This window comes from Candidatus Magnetobacterium casense, assembly GCF_000714715.1.
Taxonomy (GTDB): Bacteria; Nitrospirota; Thermodesulfovibrionia; order Thermodesulfovibrionales; family Magnetobacteriaceae; genus Magnetobacterium; species Magnetobacterium casense.
On the sequence record NZ_JMFO01000023.1, the window covers coordinates 19958 to 38548 of the forward strand.

Here is an 18591-nt window from a genome sequence, read left to right on the forward strand (position 1 = left end):
CACTGGCAGAAAAATGTGCTATGAGAGACATCTAAATGATGCTGAAGGGTTTTCGACTGTTTAGATGAAGGTAAAGCGTTAGAATAAACATAACTTATTCTTGCGTGTAGTGGTCACAGCGAGGTTTTCTATGGTAGAGACATAGGGTAGGGTAGGCACCACAAACAACCGTGGTCATGCAGCCACCGCCATCCCCCTTCTTCCTTATTCTTGTCATACGATGCCGCTTCTGAGCATGTCGTGTATGTGTATGATGCCTTTTACGAGGCCGTTTTGATCGGGCACCACCAACGACGTGATACTCTGCGCCTCCATCACCGCCAGGGCCTTTGCAGCCAATTCATCCTCAAAGATCACGCGCGGGGAAGGTGTCATAATGGCGGCGGTGTCCATGTCATAAAACCCCTTGCCCCACCGCTGCAACCCCCTTCTGAGGTCGCCATCCGTGACGATACCGGCGAGTCGCTTATCGGCATCCAGCACCACGGCAACCCCCAGACGCTTGGAGGATATTTCGATGACCGTCTGCATCATTGGAGTTGTGAGCGTAACCAGTGGCAGGGCATCCCCGCTGTGCATGAGGTCATTGACGCGCGTAATTAGCCTCTTGCCAAGACTCCCACCCGGATGAAAGAAGGCAAATGCCTCCTTGTCAAACCCCCTCCTAACAAGCAACGCAACCGCTATGGCATCGCCCATGGCAACGGCAGCCGTGGTCGAGGATGTGGGCACAATCCCCAGCGGACAGGCCTCCTCCTTGACCGATATGTCAATGGTTACACTGGCAGCCCTCGACAACGAAGACGATACATTACCGGTCATGGCAATGATTTCAAGGCTATAGCGTTTAAAAAACGGCAGGAGCATTAGCACCTCATCCGTCTCACCGCTGTTGGAGATGGCGACGATGACGTCCTGTGGGGTGATCATGCCGAGGTCTCCGTGTCCGGCCTCTGCCGGGTGGATGAAGAACGCCGGAGTCCCTGTTGAGGCAAGCGTTGAGGCGATCTTCTTGCCGATCAGGCCGGACTTACCCATACCCGTTATCACCACCTTGCCCGTGCTGTGATAGAGGATGTCAATTGCCGCAAGGAAACTGCCATCCACCCTATCCAAAAGGGCCAGGATCGACTCGGCCTCAATCCGTAAAACCCCCCTGGCAATCTCTATGGTTCTATCTTGAGTACTATCTTGCATTGTCTGTTGTATTGTAATTCAGCTAAAAGCACCGTCATTATTGTAAGGGGTCAATAAAAGGAATGTCAAGATAGAGCAATCACTTTTAATCTTCATTCTTGCACTTTTTTATGTTGATATGTCACAATGTAAACAATGTTATTTTTAAGGATACGATAAAGTAATAAAAAAAAGGTGGTGATAGAGATCAAAAATCGATGGCAATTGAGGTATGTAATGTTGCTTTTAGTGTTGCTGCTTAACTGCCCGGAGGCAGGGGCGGTGGTTCTTGACCGTGTTGTGGCGGTGATAGACAAGGAGGTTATTACGTGGGGAGAGCTGTACAGGGCCATGGAGTTTGACATGAGGGATGAACTCAAAAATCTCAGCGGCCCGGAAAAGGCTGCCTTTATGGGTAAGCATGAACGTGAGTTTCTTGATACGTTGATCGACATCAAGGTGCAGCTTATGTATGCCGAGGGTCACAACATCGGGGTATCAAAGTCCGAAGTGGATGCGGCAATTGAGGACATCAGGCGTAAGTACTCCTTATCGGAACGGGACTTCTTCGAGGTGCTCAAAAAAGAGGGCTTTAGCGTGGAGGAGTACAAGCAGCGGTTGAGTGAGCAAATACTGTTGAGCAAGTTGGGCAATTCCGTGGTATCCGCTAAAGTGATCGTGAGCGAGGATGAGATAACCCAAAGACTCAAAAACAAAAAACCCGACACTGTTTCCAGCCAGTACAGAATACGGCTGATCCTCATATCAAAGATGTCTGAAACCGGTAAGGATAAACCTGCCGGTGAAGGACTGGCGCTCAAAAAGATGGCCGAGGATGTCTATGGGAAGTTGCTCGGGGGTGAGGACTTTGGCAAACTGGCAGCGCAGTACTCTGATGGCCCCAATGCCTCAAACGGCGGCGACCTCGGCTTTATCAGCAAGGAAGAAATGGACAAGGACTTCCTCGCCAATGTGCAACAGCTAAAGCAAGGACAGTTCAGCAAGATATTTGTAACCGACAAGGGGATGAATATCGTACAGTTGGTTGAAAAGAAGGAAATTGATAACGAAGGGCAGGCCAGGGATGAGGTGCGCAGGGACCTGTTTGCAGAAAAGTCAAAGAGGGCTTTCAGGGATTGGATAAAATCCTTAAAAGAAAAGAGGTTTATAAAGGTAATGCTATAAAGCGCTTTAAAAAAGTCTTGACAAACCCTTAAATTATTGATATAATTAATCTTGATAGGGTATGACAAAGGCCGATATAGTGAATGCGTTGTTTGAAAACGTTGGTCTCCCAAAAAAAGAAGCTGAGGAGATTATTGAGATTATACTTGAGACGATGAAGCAGACGTTTGCTGATGGTGACTCGATAAAGATATCCGGATTTGGCTCGTTTAACGTCCGCAGCAAAAGACCGCGACGGGGCAGAAATCCAAAAACCGGTGAGGATATAGAGATAACCTCAAGGAAGGTTATTACCTTTAAGCCAAGTAGCTTCTTAAAGGCTACGGTAGAGTAGTTAGTATGTGCAACCGGGTATCAGAGATTATGCTGTCGGGTCAACCGGGGTTGCATCAGTGACCGGGGTTGCAACAGTAAGTGGGGTTGCAACAGTAGCCGGGGTTGCAGCAGCGACATGGTGCAGTTCGGTACAGAGGCAGGTATATGCTTAAGTCGCCGGTAGTCACTCAGGATGAGCGAGAGGAACTGCCGCATAAGCTGTTCTACAAAATCGGCGAAGTTAGCAGTATAACAAAGCTGGAGCCTTATGTCTTGAGGTACTGGGAGACGGAGTTCAGTTTCCTCAGACCGCGTAAGGGCAAGTCGAGGCAGCGGATGTATCAGAAGAAAGACATCGAAATGCTGCTTGAAATAAAACGCTTGTTGTACGAAGAGCGTTTTACTATAGAGGGTGTGCGTAAAAAGTTGGGTTCCAAGTACATGGACATGGTCAGGGAAGATAGCGAAGATGTCGCCGATGTAGAGTTGCGAGAGACCATTGATATGATTCGCACACGGTTAAGGGAGATTTTGTATCGTTTAAAGGAAGGCGGGGCGTAGCGCAGCCTGGATAGCGCACTCGCTTGGGGTGCGAGTGGTCGCCCGTTCAAATCGGGTCGCCCCGACCAATTTTTATCAGTATTTGGTTTTTTTATTTATGTGGTTTTCCGGCAAATGTTGATGACAAAAAAACTCCTCATTGGCAAATACGGCGAGTGGGTTGCCATGTGCTACCTTAAAGAACTCGGATACACTATCGTAGAGAAAAATTACAGAAATGACGCCGGCGAAATTGACCTCATAGCAAAAGATGGCCAAACAGTGGTGTTTGTAGAGGTAAAGACCAGAATGAGCGACACCTTTGGACAACCGGTTGAGGCCATTACCTTCAGGAAACGTAAGAAGATATTAAACACGGCACTGTTGTACATGCAGGGAATATCCCCTGAACCGTCGGTAAGGTTCGATGTAATCAGCGTAAAACTCACACACAACCAACATTCGCCAATCTATCGCAAAAGCCTGCAACACATAAAGGATGCCTTTGAACTCTGATTGTCTGTCATAAGTATCTGCCCATAATTAATTTTATACATAAAGAAGTACGTAAAGAAGAAAGAAATGGGCGACTCCGCTTCTTTTTCGCTCCAGGTCGCACCTGGCCCCTTCAGACCCCCCCGCAAGGAGAGGGGCGAGGCGCAATCTTGTCGCAAGCGGGTCGCACCCGCCCCGGCCGGAAAAAAGTCCCCTTGACCCCATAATACTCAATCCTAATGTGTGAAGCTCTCGGCTGTCTTCACACGAAATAGTTGTACCTCAAAAGCGCCACTATTGCCAGCCACAACAGCACGGTGAGTCCGAGCCATTTGTCTGATGTCATGGCCTCCGTGGGGTCGCCCTTGCCCTGATGTGCCAGGTGCAGGTAGCGAAACAGTCCAAAGGTGACAATGGGCACGGTGTAGACGAGATTTTTGGACTGCTCAACCGTGTACAACGCATACGATATCAGTGATGCTGCGGAGGTGATCACCAGGACGTCATGGAGGAGTTCGGGCGGGAAATCGTCCATGCTGCTGCGGTGCCTCTTTGCCAGGGCGCTCAGGAGGGCGGCCTCGGATATACGCTTGCCCGTTGCAAGCATCAGAGAGACCATGAGCATCGACACCAGAAGCCATTCCGATACCACGATCCCAAAGGCCTCCCCGCCGGCTATCACGCGGATGACAAACCCCATCGCCACAATAAACACATCTACAAGGGCAACCCCCTTCAGATACAGGCAGTACGCTATCTGGACAACTGCATAGACTATCACGCAGGAAAAAAACCCCACGTTTATCCTGTATGCCAGCATCAGCGCCACCCCTAGCAACACACCCCACAGGATTAACGCCTCCCGTATACCAACCAATCCAGCCGCAATGGGCCGCATGGCCTTGTCCGGATGCAGAAGGTCCCTCTTTCTGTCTATGATGTCGTTGATGATATATGTGGCACTGGCAGCCATAGAGAACGCAATGACGGACCCTGCGGCCATGCCAACCCTGTCAAGACGAAACAATCCGGCACCAAAAAACGGCGCTGCAAGCACAAAGAGGTTCTTTAACCAGTGCCGCGGACGTAGCAACCTGATGTGGTTTTTATAGCGCATTTCGATAGCGGGCAACATCCCCTTGGGTTTTCCCTGATTTGCCGGTTGCGGTGTATTTCAACCGGCATGCTATGACTTCTTTAAACCGATCACCTTGTAGATGTCCATGTCTTTTTCACCTTTTGGGGTCTTTATTCTTCCGATGAAGGCGGAGTCGATCTTGTCTTTGCTCTGCTCATATGTCAGTTTGCCGATAAATATCCCACCTGGCTGTGCCAACGATTCAAGTCTTGCGGCAACGTTTACGGCCTCCCCTAGTACCGTGTACTCCATCCTGTGCGGGGAACCCATGTAGCCGGTAACCACCTCGCCAGTGTTTATGCCGATCCGTATGTCAAACTGCAGTCTCTTGTCAAGGCCGGACTTAAAGACCTTCAGCTTATTCTGCATCTCAATGGCCGCAAGTACCGCATTGCAGGCATGATGCTTGTACGGAAGTGGCGCCCCAAAAACGGCCATAACAGCATCCCCTACGTATTTATCCAGCGTGCCTTCGTACCGGAAGACTATTGCCGTCATGATCTCAAAGTAGTCGTTGAGGAGTCTGGCTATTTCGTGCGGGTCAAGGCGCTCCGACATGGCGGTAAACCCCTTTATATCCGAAAACAGGATCGAGGCGTCGAGCTTTTCCGCATCAAAGGATATACGCCCCTTCTTTCTGCTGTCTTCGGTTACCTTTGCCACAACGCCGGGGGAGAGGAAGCGTTCCAGGTTACTCTTGATCACAGCCTCTTCACGTATCTTTTCGTACAGGGATATGCGCTCTATACCGGATGACACGTTGTTTGCGACAGAGGTGAGCAAGGTCAGGTCATTTTCGCTGAACTGCTCAAACCGGCTGTCCTCAAGATATATGACGCCAATAGGTACATTGTTTCCTGTAATGGGCGCACATATGATTGCCTTAACGTCGCGGGAGGCCGTCCGTGTTGAATAATCGTCCCTGGAATCAGTGCTTACTGCCTGATTTGTATCCAATACCCTCTGTACAAGGCTCCGGCTGTAAGTATTGTCACTACCTCGGCAGGCACGACAACGCAAACCACCGCCACTATCAGAGATAAGCAGCAGACACTTTTCTGCCTTTATGGTCAACAGCAGCATGTCCATTACATACTGATAGAACTCGCTCAGATTGGTGACCTTTGTCAGTTTTTCGCTTATCTGGTGGATCACAAGATAATTGAGATCAACAGTCTTGGACAACTCAAGCTCCTCAAACACCTGGGTGTGTGCAATGGGGTCAGGCTCCCTGGCTTGCTCCTCCTCAAACAAGATTGTGCTCAACCCTATGCTTATCACGTCACCGTCTTTGAGGTGCACTCGTTTGACCTCCTGGTCGTTGACGTAGGTGTGGTTTTTGCTCCTGAGGTCCTCTATATAGTACCGGTCGTTTTTCCTGGATATCCTGGCATGATGGCGAGATACGGTCTTGTCATCAAGGCTTATGTCGTTATGCGACGTCCCGTCCGTGGAGAACTTCCCGATGGTCATAACATCCTTCACTATTGCTATGACCTCGTCCTCTTCCCCTTCTCTCTTGACTCTCAATAAAGGCATAATGAATATACTAACATATCACGCAACAACTATGCTATACTGATTGGATTCAAGTTTTTTCGGGTATCAAAATTGCCTGCATACAAGAAAAAAAGGGGCCAACCCCCTTGACCCCTTTTATACATTCCGTTATCCTGTTAATCCTCTTAATCCGTTTAATCATGGTTCAGACAATCCCCTAAGCTCAGTGTCCAGGGAATTCCTTTTGCAGTTCAGCGTTGAGCTTAAGCATGTCCTTTAGGTTATCCCCTGTGAGGTCCCAACTGTATTCGCCCTTGAAGTTTCGTTTTAGCTTTATGTGTACAGGTTTTTTCGGGGGCAAATTAGAGATGCTCGGGTCTTTTTTGACATCAGGGGCTGCCTTACCACCTAGAGCGACATCCGTGCATGATATCAGCAGAGGCAGCAATAAGGCAATCAGTATATGTGTCCTGTAAGCTTTCAGACACTTACCTGTCTTGATAATGTCATCAGGGTTCATGAAAATTATCATACTAATCAATACCTTACCATACTACCAATGTAAATGTCTATAGCATCAAACTCACGTCCACAGCTTTCACCACTGAAACTCACTTGATTGTGGTACCTGTGTTCAAAAAGCTCATTCTATGACCTTTGAAAATATGGTTCCTTCTTACTTCATGTGGGTAACTCAACTTAAGGTTAGCGACCAACCGGAGCGGGTAGTATAATCTACCGCATTGTTATTTATAGGCTTTCCCTCGAAGACATTGGAGACTATAGGCAACATGACAAGGCTTACCATTTCTCCTTCCCTACTGCCCATACATGGGGTTGTTGATTCTACCCACTCAAAATCTGCAAGAGCCTGGTTTTCTTTATGTGTTGGCTTGTTATATCATTCAATTTCCAGCTAATGCTCTGATGTTTCCCAAACGGACTAGGCCCCATCACCTCCACTCCATTAATTATTTCGGTCAAGTCAAAGTCTCCCCCTAACATCTGTGCTTCCAGAATATTATACCACTTGTAATGAAAAAAAGGCAAAGAATTTTTTTATTACAAATGTGGATAAACATTCCTGCCGGCATTCTGTTATAATTACGATCAATGATTATGATCACTTTAGAAAACGTATCGAAGCAATATGAGACACAGGATGCCCTGACAAAGGTCTCCTTAGAAAGGTGGCAGCAGTGGCTAAATACATATTTCTAACAGGGGGGGTTGTCTCATCGCTGGGCAAGGGGATAGCGGCTTCAGCCGTGGGGGCGCTCCTTGAGGCAAGGGGATTGACTGTTACTCTCCAGAAACTAGACCCCTATATAAACATTGACCCCGGTACGCTGAGTCCGTTTCAACACGGCGAGGTCTTCGTAACCGACGACGGCACAGAAACAGACCTCGATCTAGGTCACTACGAACGCTTTACACACGTGCGTGCCACAATCGCAAACAACTTCACAACCGGTAAGATATACTACAACGTCATCAAGAAAGAGCGAGAAGGTCTCTACCTCGGACAGACCATCCAGGTGGTTCCGCACATCACCGATGAGATCAAGTCCGTCATAAAGAACGCAGCCGGCGACAGGGACATCGTGATCGTGGAGATTGGTGGCACCATCGGAGACATAGAGAGTCTGCCCTTTATGGAGGCTATCCGGCAGATGCCTTACGACGTTGGCAGGGACAACTGCATGTACCTGCACCTGACCCTTGTGCCCTACATCCAGAGCGCAGGGGAGTTGAAGTCCAAGCCCACTCAGCACAGTGTCAAGGAGCTGCGGGAGATCGGCATACAGCCTGATGCCCTGTTGTGTCGCTGCGACAGGCCGTTGCCTGCGGATATGAAGCACAAGATCGCACTGCACTGCAACCTCGATGTTGGTTCCGTGGTGGGTGTGGTGGATGTCGATACCATATATGAGGTGCCGCTGACGCTGCACAACGAGGGGCTGGATGAGCTGATAAACCGTACCCTGCGGTTGTCATCGCCTGAGCCTATGTTGGAGCGGTGGACGGATGTCGTCCGGCGCATAAAGGGTCCCTCGGGGCAGGTTACCATAGCCCTTGTGGGCAAGTACACCGAGTACAAGGACGCCTATAAGAGCCTGATCGAGGCGTTGATCCACGGCGGAATTGCAAACGACGTGCGCGTCAATTTCCAGTGGATCGACTCCGAAGAGATAGAGGGCACGTTGGGCTACATGGCCCTGTCTGAGGTCGATGGCATACTGGTGCCGGGTGGCTTTGGTCACAGGGGGATCGAGGGCAAGATAACGGCTGTCAACTACGCTAGGGAAAAGCTGATACCGTACTTTGGCATATGTCTGGGTATGCAGTGTGCCGTCATAGAGTTTGCCAGAGACGTCTGTGGCCTTGACGGGGCCAACAGCACCGAATTTGACGAACACACCCCCGACCCGGTTATATACCTGATGCAGACTTGGTACGACCACAGACAAAACGCCCTCCAGGAGCGAACCATGCAGAGTCAGAAGGGCGGTTCGATGAGGCTTGGGAGTTATCCCTGCGTGCTGAAGTCCGGTTCTTTGAGCCATCAGGCATATGGAGCCGCCGAAATATCCGAAAGACACCGACATCGCTATGAGTTCAACAACGCCTACAGAGGGAACCTTGAATTAAAAGGCCTGGTCATAAGCGGGGTAAGCCCGGACAAACAGCTTGTCGAAATCGTGGAACTCCCTCAAACTCAGCATCCTTGGTTTGTTGGCTGTCAGTTTCACCCAGAGTTCAAGTCCAGACCGACAGACCCACACCCGCTGTTCAGGGCGTTTATTGCCGCAGCTCTCAGGGAGAAGAGGTCTCTGTTTCCGTAGATGGACACGATAACGGTCACGGGACTCAAAAAAAGCTACTCTAAAAAGACGGTGGTGCAAGACCTCAGCCTGACGCTTAACACCGGGGAAATCGTCGGACTGCTGGGGCCAAATGGCGCCGGTAAGACCACCACCTTCCACATGCTCACCGGCATAATCCGCCAGGACCACGGGAGCATCTACCTCAACGACGAAGAGATCGGCAATCAGCCGATGTATCTGCGTGCCAGGAAGGGGATCACGTATCTGCCGCAGGAGGCCTCAATATTCAGGAAGTTGAGTGTCCGGGATAACATCCGTGCAGTGCTTGAGCTTACGGGTAAGGACAAGGTGCAGCTCAATGACACGACTCAGCAGATACTCGATGAGTTTAAGCTCTCACACCTGTCCGCTAGCCATGGCTATACCCTCTCAGGGGGCGAAAGACGCAGAACCGAAATCGCCAGGGCTATCGCCACAGAGCCGACCTTCATACTCTTTGACGAGCCATTTACAGGGATCGATCCAATTGCTATAATAGAATTAAAAAAAATGCTGCTGTATCTCAAAGACAGAGGACTCGGTATACTAATCACTGATCACAACGTCCGAGATACCCTTTCCATAACCGACAGGGCCTATATAATAAGCCACGGACGGGTGCTCGATGAAGGCACGCCGCAGAAGATTATAAGCAATCACACCGTTAAACAGGCCTACCTGGGAGAAGATTTTACACTATAATACCACCGGGAACTGCATTGGAGACCAAGCCGTTCTTGCGTGCTTTTTTTTTGTCCGTAGCGCATACGATCAACATGCGTTATAAAGCAGACCGTAAGCCGAGTTCTGTGTTATGCGACCATTCGTCTGAGGCCAGTGATATTACTATCGGCCTTGTGCGGTTGCTACCCGTTTCACCTTGCCGGCGATTGCCAGCAACAGAGTGGGCACTCTGCGGTGGAGTGAAACCTATTCAACCTTTCTCCGGACGGGGTTTACCTCTGCCCTGTGTCGCCACAGGGAACAGTAAGCTCTTACCTCACTATTTCACCCTTACCCACGGTGGAAGTGTGTTTTGTGGGCGGTGTATTTTCTGTGGCACTTTCCCTGGGGTCACCCCCGGTTGTCGTTAACAACCGTCCTGCCCTATGGAGCTCGGACTTTCCTCCCCTGCGTTGACAAGGGCGGCCGCATGGTCTGCTTTATAACGCCTGCTGATGTATATGCTCACCCCTTTCGAGTTCTTCCTGTTCCCGCTCTTTGCCGTCGTCATAGTACATGATCCTACCACACTGGGGGCACGTGATTATACGATCGTTTCTCATCACCTCTACAAACAATTGCGGCGGTATGTTCATGTAACAGCCAAGACACACCTCCTTGTCTGCCTTGACTACGGCAAGGGAGTTTTTGCGCTGCAACAGATACATGTACTTATCATACACAGGCTTATTCAGGAGTTTTATGAGGTCATCACGTTTTTCGGTGAGTGTTTGCAACTCTTTTTCGACAATTTGAACTTCTTTTGTGATGGCAGTGCGTTTTTCTTCAATCTTACCTGTTTCTATATTCAACCGCTTTTGGGCACTTTTTAGTGCCTTCTCTATAACATCTGCCCTCTCCATCAGGAGGAGGATTTCGTCCTCTATTGTCCGCTTTTCCCTCTCTACCTGTTCAACTTCCTTCAGACGAGACTGGTACTCCTTGTTGGTTTTTATGTCGTTTGTTTTTTCCTTGAGCTTTTTTATTCTGTCAACTTTCTCTGCAACCAGTCGCTCAAACTCGTTGCGCTTCTTTGCCGCTGCATCCAGTTCAGCCTTCAATTTGTCAAAATCGACCTTTGCCTCTTTGTATGATTGGTCAAAGGTGTTTAGCTCACGAGGTAGATTCTGTGTCCTGGTCTTGAGTCTGAGTATCTCCGTATCGAAAACCTGAATGTCCTTTAGGAGACTGAGCTCCTTTATCATATATCTGCCTCCTGTTTGCCCCCAAATTAATCCTACCCCTTTGCGTTATTTGCACACCCAAACTCGTACTCTTAAAGAAAAAGCATTGAATAAATGGGCCCACCAGGACTCGAACCTGGGACCAACCGGTTATGAGCCGGTAGCTCTACCAACTGAGCTATGGGCCCTCACTGCTGCTGCCGACTCCGATGTTCCGGTTCCGACGCTGCCGCTCTTGCATCTATATAATAACCTCTGCCAGTGCAATAGGTCAAGGGGGTGTAAAAATTTATTTATACTGCCTGAACCGTCTTCCCCTCTGCCCTGCTAAAGCGCACTACCAAAGATTTTACCAATTGCCACCTCAAACCCCTCCAGCACCCTTGACCTTACCGTCCCCTCACCCTCGGCAACGGAAAACAATCCGTACCGGCCACCATCAAGCACAAAGACCTCTATACACTCAAGGTCAGCAAACACGAGCCAATACTCCTCAACCCCATAGTGCTCATATACTTCCTTCTTTGTCACCGTATCCCTTGCAACAGACCCCCTTGACACTACCTCCACGACCAGGTCGGGTACCCCGCGGACCCAGTCTTGCACTATTGACAGGTTCTCCTTCCTGATAAATACGATATCTGGCTGGAGCCTGTTCATGTCATCTTCAAGTATAACGTCAAGCGGAGAGATGTTAGCCTCTCCGAGGTCTTTTCCTTCTGCATAATCAGCTATTTTCCGAAACAATCTTGAAACTATATACTGATGACTCCAAAATGGACTAGGCCCCACAACTTCCTCCCCGTTTATTATCTCCGTCAAATCAAAATCCGGCTCATATAACAATGCACTATTCATCGTACCCTCCCATAGTCCTCCCGTACTCAGAAGCTCTCAAAGTTGCTGTCGTCGTCATGTATCCTGACGGTGGTGCCTGTCTTTTCCTTAGTTTTTTTTGCATCTCTGGAGATGGCAAGCGGTTTTTTTCTGACATTCGACTTACCCGTTTGTTGTTTGACAGATGCCTGTCTGTCGCTCATATCTTCGGGCATCTTAAAGAAAGATATGACCCGTTGCAACTGGTCTGCCTGATTGGATAGTTCTATGGCGGTGGATGACATCTCCTCGGAGGCGGAGGCGTTTTGCTGTATCACCTGGTCCAGTTGCTGTATGGCCTTGTTTACCTGTTCTGCCCCCGTGTTTTGTTCGACACTGGATGCGCTTATCTCCTGGACAAGCTCTGCGGTCTTCTTGATATCGGGTACGATCTTGGCCAACATTCCACCTGCCCTGTTGGCGACCTCCACGCTTGTGGTGGCCAGGGTGGTGATTTCCCCGGCTGCCGTCTGACTGCGCTCGGCCAGTTGTCTGACCTCGGAGGCTACGACGGCAAAGCCCTTGCCATGCTCCCCGGCACGTGCCGCCTCGATGGCCGCATTTAAGGCAAGGAGATTTGTCTGCCGTGCGATCTCCTCAATAATGGTGATCTTGCTGGCTATCTCTTTCATGGCATTGAGGGTTTCGGCCACAGCTTTGCCACTGTCTATGGCATCCTCTGCCACCTGTCTTGCTATTTTTTCGGTCTGCTGGGCATTGTCGGTGCTTTGCCTGATATTTGAGGCCATCTCTTCCATCGATGAGGATGCCTCCTCTGCCGCGGCGGCCTGCTCCGTGGCCCCCTGAGACAACTGCTCGGAAGCCGCACTGAGATTGCTACTGCCATCGGCTACGCTGCCAGAGGACAACTTTATATCATAGAGCACGTCAACCAACTTATCCACCATCGAGGCAAGCGACCTCATCAGTTCATCCTTGTCGGAGCGCTCCCGTATCTCTACGGTGAGGTCTCCCTTTGCGATCGTCTTTGCTATGGCGGTTATTGCATTGGTGGCGTCGATCAGGGCATTGAGGTTGGTCTTGATGTCATTGAAATCACCCTTGTATTCCTCTGTAATTCTCTCAGGCGTATCGCCCTTGCTTAACCTGTCTATGTAGGTGGCTGCCTTGGACAGCGGGCCAACTACGGCATTGAGCGTGTTGTTGATGCCATCGACGATCTTGCGATAGTCCCCCTCGTGCCTGGAGGCATCCGCACGCGTGGCGAGTTTGCCATCCAACGCTGCACTGACCAGCATGTTGGCATCGCTTGTAAGGGCGGATATGTTGCTGATGACACCCCTTAAGGATTGCGCAAGCATACCTATTTCATCCTTTGTGTCATGCTCGATCTTGATGTTGAGGTCGCCCTTGGCTATCTTATCCGCCGCCGCCACCATTGCGTTGACGGGTTTGCCTATTGCACTGGAGATGAACATGCCCAACAATACAGCCATGATAAATCCTGCTATTGTTGTGGATATTATCAGATTTGTCGCCTTTTTGGAAAGAGCGTCATTTGAATCGTCCGTCTCTTTTGCCTGTTGCAGCTTTCTTTCTTTTAGGACACCTAGTGTATCCCTTACTGTATCAATAGCCCTTCTGCCTTCGTGGCGCATCAGCTCTAAGACCTCCGCGTTTTTTCCTGCCTTATCAAGCTCTGCGACTTTCTCTATAATATGGGCATATGACTTTTTGGCATCTAAAAAACCGGTATACATTTTTTTTCCTTCATCCGTAAAAATCGTCTTTTCATACTCCGAGGACAATTTGTCTATATTGCTCATAAAGTCATTAACCTTTTTGAGTGATGCGGTTCTCTCCTCTTTTGTTGTTGCTATCCCAACTTCAATCAAATTGGCCCTTGATCTTTGAAAATACTCGGTTATACCGCCAAGGTGGCCTATTGGTACGGTCATCTTTTCATATAAATACGGTCATCTTTTCATATAAAAAGGTACTCGCACTTTCCATTTTTTTCAGATTCACAATACTGAACGTCCCTACTATTACCGTTATACACGCGACAACAACAAAGCTACCTATTAGTTTTGCCCTCATCCTCATATTGTAAAACCAGTTCATATCTTCCTCCCTATATAACAACATATTAAGTTTAACCAATCATAAATATGATAGTCTTCACACCTTTGTGGCACTGTTTTGAACGGTCTTTATGATACCCGGCACATCGAGGATCATTGCCACCGTGCCATCGCCCAGTATGGTGGCACCGGCTATGCCCTCTACGTCCTTATAGACCTTGCCCAGGGTTTTAATTACCACCTGCACGTCACCAAAGAGCCTGTCCACGGCAAAGGCCACGCTCTGTCCGGCATACTGAACCACCACGATGTTGTCGCTGTGCCGTGCACTGCCATTGGAGTTAAAGACGCCGGCCAGGTCGATGTAGGGAATTACCTTGCCACGGAAATCAAAGTATCCGCGCTTTTCTATCATCTCTCGTTTTTCTTCGGTCAGAATGAAACACTTTACGACCATGTCCAGTGGGATTATGTAAAACGCACCCCTGATGCCCACCATAAAGCCGTCGATAATGGACAACGTTAGCGGCAGGTGGATCAGCATTGTGGTTGATTGTCCCAGCACAGTGTCTATCTGGACAAAGCCGCGCATGACCTCGATGTTTCGCCTGACTACGTCCATCCCAACGCCTCTGCCGGAGAGATTGGTCACAGCTTCGGCAGTGGAGAAGCCCGGTTCAAAGATCAGTTTGTAGAGTTCGTTGTCCGGTGGTCTCTTGTCGGGGTCAACGATGCCGACTTTAACGGCCTTTTGCCATATTTTATCTGCATTTAGTCCCCTGCCGTCATCCGAAATGGCGATTATTATGCTGCCCGAGTCGTGGTAGGCATCGAGGGTTATCGTGCCTTTGGCCGGTTTTCCGGCGTCAAGACGCTCTTGCGGGGGTTCGATCCCGTGGTCTACGGAGTTGCGCACGATGTGGGTCAGCGGGTCCGTGAGCTTTTCGATCATAGTCCTGTCAAGCTCGGTATCGCCGCCCTTGATGACAAGATCGATGCTTTTTCCTATCTCTCTGCTGGTGTCGTGTACCAGCCTCTGGAAGCGGTTAAACGTCGCTGCTATGGGCACCATTCTCATTTTCATGGCTATGTCGCGGATATCGTTGACGAGCCTGCTCATCAGCATGGAGGACTTTGACAGCGTGCTGTCCTTGACCGTCTGTGCGTGCTGCCTGATCCCTCCGGAGGAGATGACAAGCTCTCCGACGAGGTTTATGAGGCTATCGAGCTTGGCGGCATCCACACGGATGGTCTTGCCCTCATCCGAAGGGGCCGGCTTTCTGAGCTTGGCTTGTTTATCAACCGCCGCCTCTACGACATCGCGATGGACCACGCCCTCTTTGACAAGGATGTCACCGATGGCGGGTTTTTCCTGTTCGGGGTCAGACTGCTGTTTTTTGAGTGCCTCATCAAGCTCTCTCCGGGTTATTGCCCCGCTCTTGACCAGTATCTCACCCAGGCGCCACTTGTCCTCGGCCAGTTCGTCAATGAGCGACATGTACGTCGGGGCGGTACTGTGGGGCGGTATAATCCTGATCACACAGGATTCCTTGACAAATTCAAAGACATCCTCGATCTCCTGCTTGGTGAAATCAGAACAAAAGGCAATCTCAAAACCGAGGTAGCAGCTCTCGGGGTCCATCTCCCCGATATCGGGCAGACAGGCATACAACGTGGTCAAATATACTATATTGCCATAACGTTTCAGATAGTTTATAAACGACAGCGGGTCCATGCCATCGCGCAGGACATCCCGTCCAAACCTCAACGATATGTGCCAACAACTGCTGCCAAATGAGGAATCCCCCGTATATTCTCCGATTGAACAATCGGGCGTTGAAGCGGTGGTTGTAGCGGCAGGAGCAGGGGCATGGCCCGGCAAGAGGTATGGGGCCAGGGTGTCGTGGATATTATCGCCCTCCGTTATGATACTGACTGGAAGCTCATCGTCAGAGGTGCAACTCAACTGCACCAGTTCGGCCATGTGGTCCTTGCACTTGAGCATGACGGAGATCAATCCATCCGATATCTTCAGTTCGTGTTGCCTGAGGCGCTCCAGCACGCTCTCGACCTTGTGTGTGAAGTACACGACCCTGTCCAGGCCAATCAGCCCGGCTGAACCTTTAATGGTGTGGGCGCTGCGAAACAGGACATTTACCAGCTCTGCGTCTTCGTTGCTTCCCTCCAGGGCAAGGAGGGCGTTTTCCATCTCCACCAGGAGCTCGTTGGTTTCAACCAGAAACGTTTTTTTTACGGATTCCAGTTCCATGTTAAAACTCCCCCTTCATATTATATAACTCCAACGCCTGTGTAGTAGCCAGGCTGTGGATGGTCACACGAAATCCCTTATTCTGTTTACGAGCCGTCAGCTTCAACGCCAGGAGCAGTTGGAAGCCGGCGGAGTCAAACTCGCTTACCTTGGAGAGGTCTAACTCCACCTCCGAGCAGCCGGCCAGGTTGTCTGTAAATGCCTTTTTTAGTTCAACGGCGTTGACTATGGTCATTTCGCCGTCTACCGTAAGCCTGTGCTTCGTATTGTCTCGCTCAACGTTTACCAGCATAAAGTCATCCTCACGGCAGTATAAGTTTTTCAACGGCTGCCAGCATTGTTTCAGGTTTAAATGGTTTTACGACCCACGCCTTGGCCCCGGCGGCCTTTCCCTCCTGTTTTTTGGCCTCCTGTGATTCGGTGGTCAGCATGATGATTGGTACAAACTTGTGTGCCGCCTGCTGCTTTATCTCCTTGAGAAAGGTTATGCCATCCATATTTGGCATATTTACGTCGCATATGATCAGGTTGATTTTCTGTCCGGCGATCTTCTTTAGCGCATCCTTACCATCCACAGCCTCCAGCACCTCATAACCTGCCTTAAGCAGCGTGGCCTTTACAACCTCCCTCAGAGTGGCCGAATCATCGATGATCATAATCTTCTTAGCCATTAAACAACCTCCTGTATAGCTTTATAATTATGTTTATTATTATAACACATTGCAAAAGAATTCTTGACCACTGTTTATGTTCAAGTTTCCATCCATAAATTAATTTGACAATGTCACGTTTAAGTAAACATAGGGATTGTTTGAACAAGGCTAAATCTGTTATAATAAATCCGGATGGGAACAAACGAACTATATTTCTTTGAGAGGGGTACTCTCAGACGTTTATACTCAGGTGTAGCGTTTGTGTTTATTGTTATGGCCTCTGTCGGTGAATATTTTCTGACAGACAAGGGCTTTACGGCAGCGTCTTTTGTACGCGTGGGAGGGGTTGTTTTTGCCATTGTCCTGCTGTATGTGCTTACGCTGAAAAAGCTCGGGAGAACACCCGCACAACTATCGGACAATGACAGACAGGTAATACTTACCATGTGCTATAAGAACGGAGTTGATCAAAAAAGGAACAAGACGATCGTGGCCTTTTGCGACCTGTTGAATAAGTTTAATAAACTCACATCGGCGCACCTTGCAAACGTGGTCGATGAGACCGAGGCGGCTGCTCATGGCATCATCAGAAAACTAAGGGAGACAGACAGTTCCATGGGCGAGCTGGTCAGCACGTTGACATCCCTGCACGATGAGAGTGAATCATTGGCCCGACAGTCGAACACGACAATAGAAAAGAACGAGGAGACCTCCACTGTACTGTATAACTACATAGAGAAGCGCCTGGTGGAACTTGATAGGGACAGCCACATCGTTGAAGAGCTGGTAAAAAGCGCCAACAATATGCAGGCCATGGTTCAGATGATGAAGGACATCAGTGACCAGACCAACCTCCTGGCGTTAAATGCGGCCATAGAGGCAGCGCGTGCCGGGGAGTCCGGGCGCGGCTTTGCCGTCGTTGCCGATGAGGTACGAAAACTCTCCGCACACTCTGAAAAGGCCGCAATCGAAATCGGAAATGCCATAACCGCAATGGCAAAGCAAATTCAAGGTAATTTCGCCGTCAAACTGGATAAAAAACACCAACATGACGAAGAGGAATTCTTAAAGTCCATCGAAGGACAGCTCCTGAGGATGGGGGAGGGATACAAGCTGCTCAACAATCTCAATACACAGATACTTCAGCGGGTGGGCAGCAGCAGCAAGATTATATCGGAGCAGATCATCGACGCCCTTGTAAATGTCCAGTTTCAGGATATAACACGTCAACAGATAGAGCTGATCACCCGTGGCATGGTCGATATCGACGAGTATGTGGCAACCCTCAGGGAGTGTTTCCAGAAAGGGGATGACCACTGTGCTACAGACTGTTCCGTGGCAGAGTTTGATGTCGATAAGATATTTAACTACTATGTGATGAAAAAACAGCGCGACATCCACCGCGATGTAATCGGAAAGACGACGCATAAACACGATACACATAAACATGAGGTAGTTGCCAAGGCCGATGACGCTAAAGAGGACGAAATCACGTTTTTCTAGAACACTTGTGATAAGTACATGGACAGGCGTTTTTATATAAACGTCAGGGTTGAGCATTATGGGGTCAAGGGGACTTCTTCGTGCCCGGGGCGGCTCGCCCCTCCCCTTGCGGGGGGTTCTGA

The 18591-nt window shown here is 49.5% G+C and carries 17 protein-coding genes, 2 tRNA genes, 1 other RNA gene and 1 pseudogene; 8 read left to right on the forward strand and 13 right to left on the reverse strand.

All coding sequences use genetic code 11. The features are described 5' to 3' along the window. Positions 1–213: 213 nt before the first annotated feature. Positions 214–1197 carry a KpsF/GutQ family sugar-phosphate isomerase gene (locus tag Mcas_RS11690; protein ID WP_040335727.1) on the reverse strand — a complete coding sequence of 328 codons (984 nt, stop codon included), beginning with the start codon at positions 1195–1197 and terminating at the stop codon, positions 214–216. A gap of 216 nt (positions 1198–1413) precedes the next feature. Between Mcas_RS11690 and Mcas_RS11695 the strand changes: the two genes are divergently transcribed. The 5 genes from Mcas_RS11695 to Mcas_RS11710 all read left to right on the forward strand — a co-directional run bounded on the left by Mcas_RS11695 (position 1414) and on the right by Mcas_RS11710 (position 3732). Next, positions 1414–2361 carry a peptidylprolyl isomerase gene (locus Mcas_RS11695; RefSeq protein WP_040335728.1) on the forward strand — a complete coding sequence of 316 codons (948 nt, stop codon included), beginning with the start codon at positions 1414–1416 and terminating at the stop codon, positions 2359–2361. Positions 2362–2422: 61 nt separating this feature from the next. Then, the gene (locus Mcas_RS11700; protein ID WP_040335729.1) at positions 2423–2695 is read left to right on the forward strand and encodes an integration host factor subunit alpha; all 273 of its coding nucleotides are present in this window, start codon (positions 2423–2425) and stop codon (positions 2693–2695) included. A 146-nt stretch (positions 2696–2841) separates the two neighbouring features. Then, positions 2842–3237 carry a MerR family transcriptional regulator gene (locus tag Mcas_RS16905; protein ID WP_052567319.1) on the forward strand — a complete coding sequence of 132 codons (396 nt, stop codon included), beginning with the start codon at positions 2842–2844 and terminating at the stop codon, positions 3235–3237. Beyond that, a tRNA-Pro gene (locus Mcas_RS11705) sits at positions 3228–3305 on the forward strand. Before Mcas_RS16905 ends, Mcas_RS11705 begins: the two co-directional genes overlap by 10 nt. A 46-nt stretch (positions 3306–3351) precedes the next feature. Beyond that, positions 3352–3732, forward strand: a complete 381-nt coding sequence (locus tag Mcas_RS11710; RefSeq protein WP_052567305.1) for a YraN family protein — start codon at positions 3352–3354, stop codon at positions 3730–3732. A 241-nt stretch (positions 3733–3973) separates the two neighbouring features. Here Mcas_RS11710 and Mcas_RS11715 read toward each other — a convergent pair whose 3' ends face one another. The 3 genes from Mcas_RS11715 to Mcas_RS11725 form a co-directional block, all read right to left on the reverse strand. Next, a complete protein-coding gene (locus Mcas_RS11715) occupies positions 3974–4846 on the reverse strand; it encodes a decaprenyl-phosphate phosphoribosyltransferase (RefSeq protein ID WP_040335730.1) in 873 nt (290 codons plus the stop codon). Positions 4847–4897: 51 nt separating this feature from the next. Further along, the gene (locus Mcas_RS11720; RefSeq protein ID WP_081853816.1) at positions 4898–6388 is read right to left on the reverse strand and encodes an adenylate/guanylate cyclase domain-containing protein; all 1491 of its coding nucleotides are present in this window, start codon (positions 6386–6388) and stop codon (positions 4898–4900) included. 184 nt (positions 6389–6572) lie between these two features. Continuing rightward, complete coding sequence (locus tag Mcas_RS11725) at positions 6573–6869, reverse strand: hypothetical protein (protein ID WP_156033339.1); 297 nt, start codon at positions 6867–6869, stop codon at positions 6573–6575. 670 nt (positions 6870–7539) lie between these two features. Between Mcas_RS11725 and pyrG the strand changes: the two genes are divergently transcribed. Further along, entirely contained in the window at positions 7540–9195 is a 1656-nt protein-coding gene (gene pyrG, locus Mcas_RS11735) for a CTP synthase (RefSeq protein WP_081853817.1), read from the forward strand. Next, positions 9196–9918, forward strand: a complete 723-nt coding sequence (gene lptB, locus Mcas_RS11740; protein ID WP_040335734.1) for an LPS export ABC transporter ATP-binding protein — start codon at positions 9196–9198, stop codon at positions 9916–9918. A 79-nt stretch (positions 9919–9997) separates the two neighbouring features. Here lptB and rnpB read toward each other — a convergent pair. The 9 genes from rnpB to Mcas_RS11775 all read right to left on the reverse strand — a co-directional run bounded on the left by rnpB (position 9998) and on the right by Mcas_RS11775 (position 16984). Continuing rightward, positions 9998–10381: RNase P RNA component class A (gene rnpB / locus Mcas_RS17750), an RNA gene on the reverse strand. Then, positions 10380–11144, reverse strand: a complete 765-nt coding sequence (locus Mcas_RS11745) for a zinc ribbon domain-containing protein (RefSeq protein ID WP_040335735.1) — start codon at positions 11142–11144, stop codon at positions 10380–10382. Before Mcas_RS11745 ends, rnpB begins: the two co-directional genes overlap by 2 nt. A gap of 94 nt (positions 11145–11238) precedes the next feature. Beyond that, positions 11239–11311: transfer RNA gene (locus tag Mcas_RS11750), tRNA-Ile, on the reverse strand. Positions 11312–11450: 139 nt separating this feature from the next. Continuing rightward, a complete protein-coding gene (locus tag Mcas_RS11755; RefSeq protein WP_052567308.1) occupies positions 11451–11981 on the reverse strand; it encodes a Uma2 family endonuclease in 531 nt (176 codons plus the stop codon). Between the two features lie 26 nt (positions 11982–12007). Beyond that, positions 12008–13918, reverse strand: a complete 1911-nt coding sequence (locus Mcas_RS11760) for a HAMP domain-containing methyl-accepting chemotaxis protein (protein WP_052567309.1) — start codon at positions 13916–13918, stop codon at positions 12008–12010. A 4-nt stretch (positions 13919–13922) separates the two neighbouring features. Beyond that, on the reverse strand, positions 13923–14108 hold the full coding sequence (locus Mcas_RS19275) for an MCP four helix bundle domain-containing protein (RefSeq protein ID WP_081853818.1): 186 nt from the start codon (positions 14106–14108) through the stop codon (positions 13923–13925). 33 nt (positions 14109–14141) lie between these two features. Then, positions 14142–16313, reverse strand: a complete 2172-nt coding sequence (locus tag Mcas_RS11765) for a chemotaxis protein CheA (RefSeq protein ID WP_040335736.1) — start codon at positions 16311–16313, stop codon at positions 14142–14144. Between the two features lies 1 nt (position 16314). After that, positions 16315–16605: an STAS domain-containing protein gene (locus Mcas_RS11770; protein ID WP_040335737.1), complete on the reverse strand. Its 291-nt coding sequence runs from the start codon at positions 16603–16605 to the stop codon at positions 16315–16317. 10 nt (positions 16606–16615) lie between these two features. Beyond that, the gene (locus Mcas_RS11775; protein WP_040335738.1) at positions 16616–16984 is read right to left on the reverse strand and encodes a response regulator; all 369 of its coding nucleotides are present in this window, start codon (positions 16982–16984) and stop codon (positions 16616–16618) included. A gap of 813 nt (positions 16985–17797) precedes the next feature. Here Mcas_RS11775 and Mcas_RS19425 point away from each other — a divergent pair. After that, positions 17798–18469, forward strand: a pseudogene (locus tag Mcas_RS19425) (methyl-accepting chemotaxis protein); the annotation flags it as partial. Positions 18470–18591: the final 122 nt, after the last annotated feature.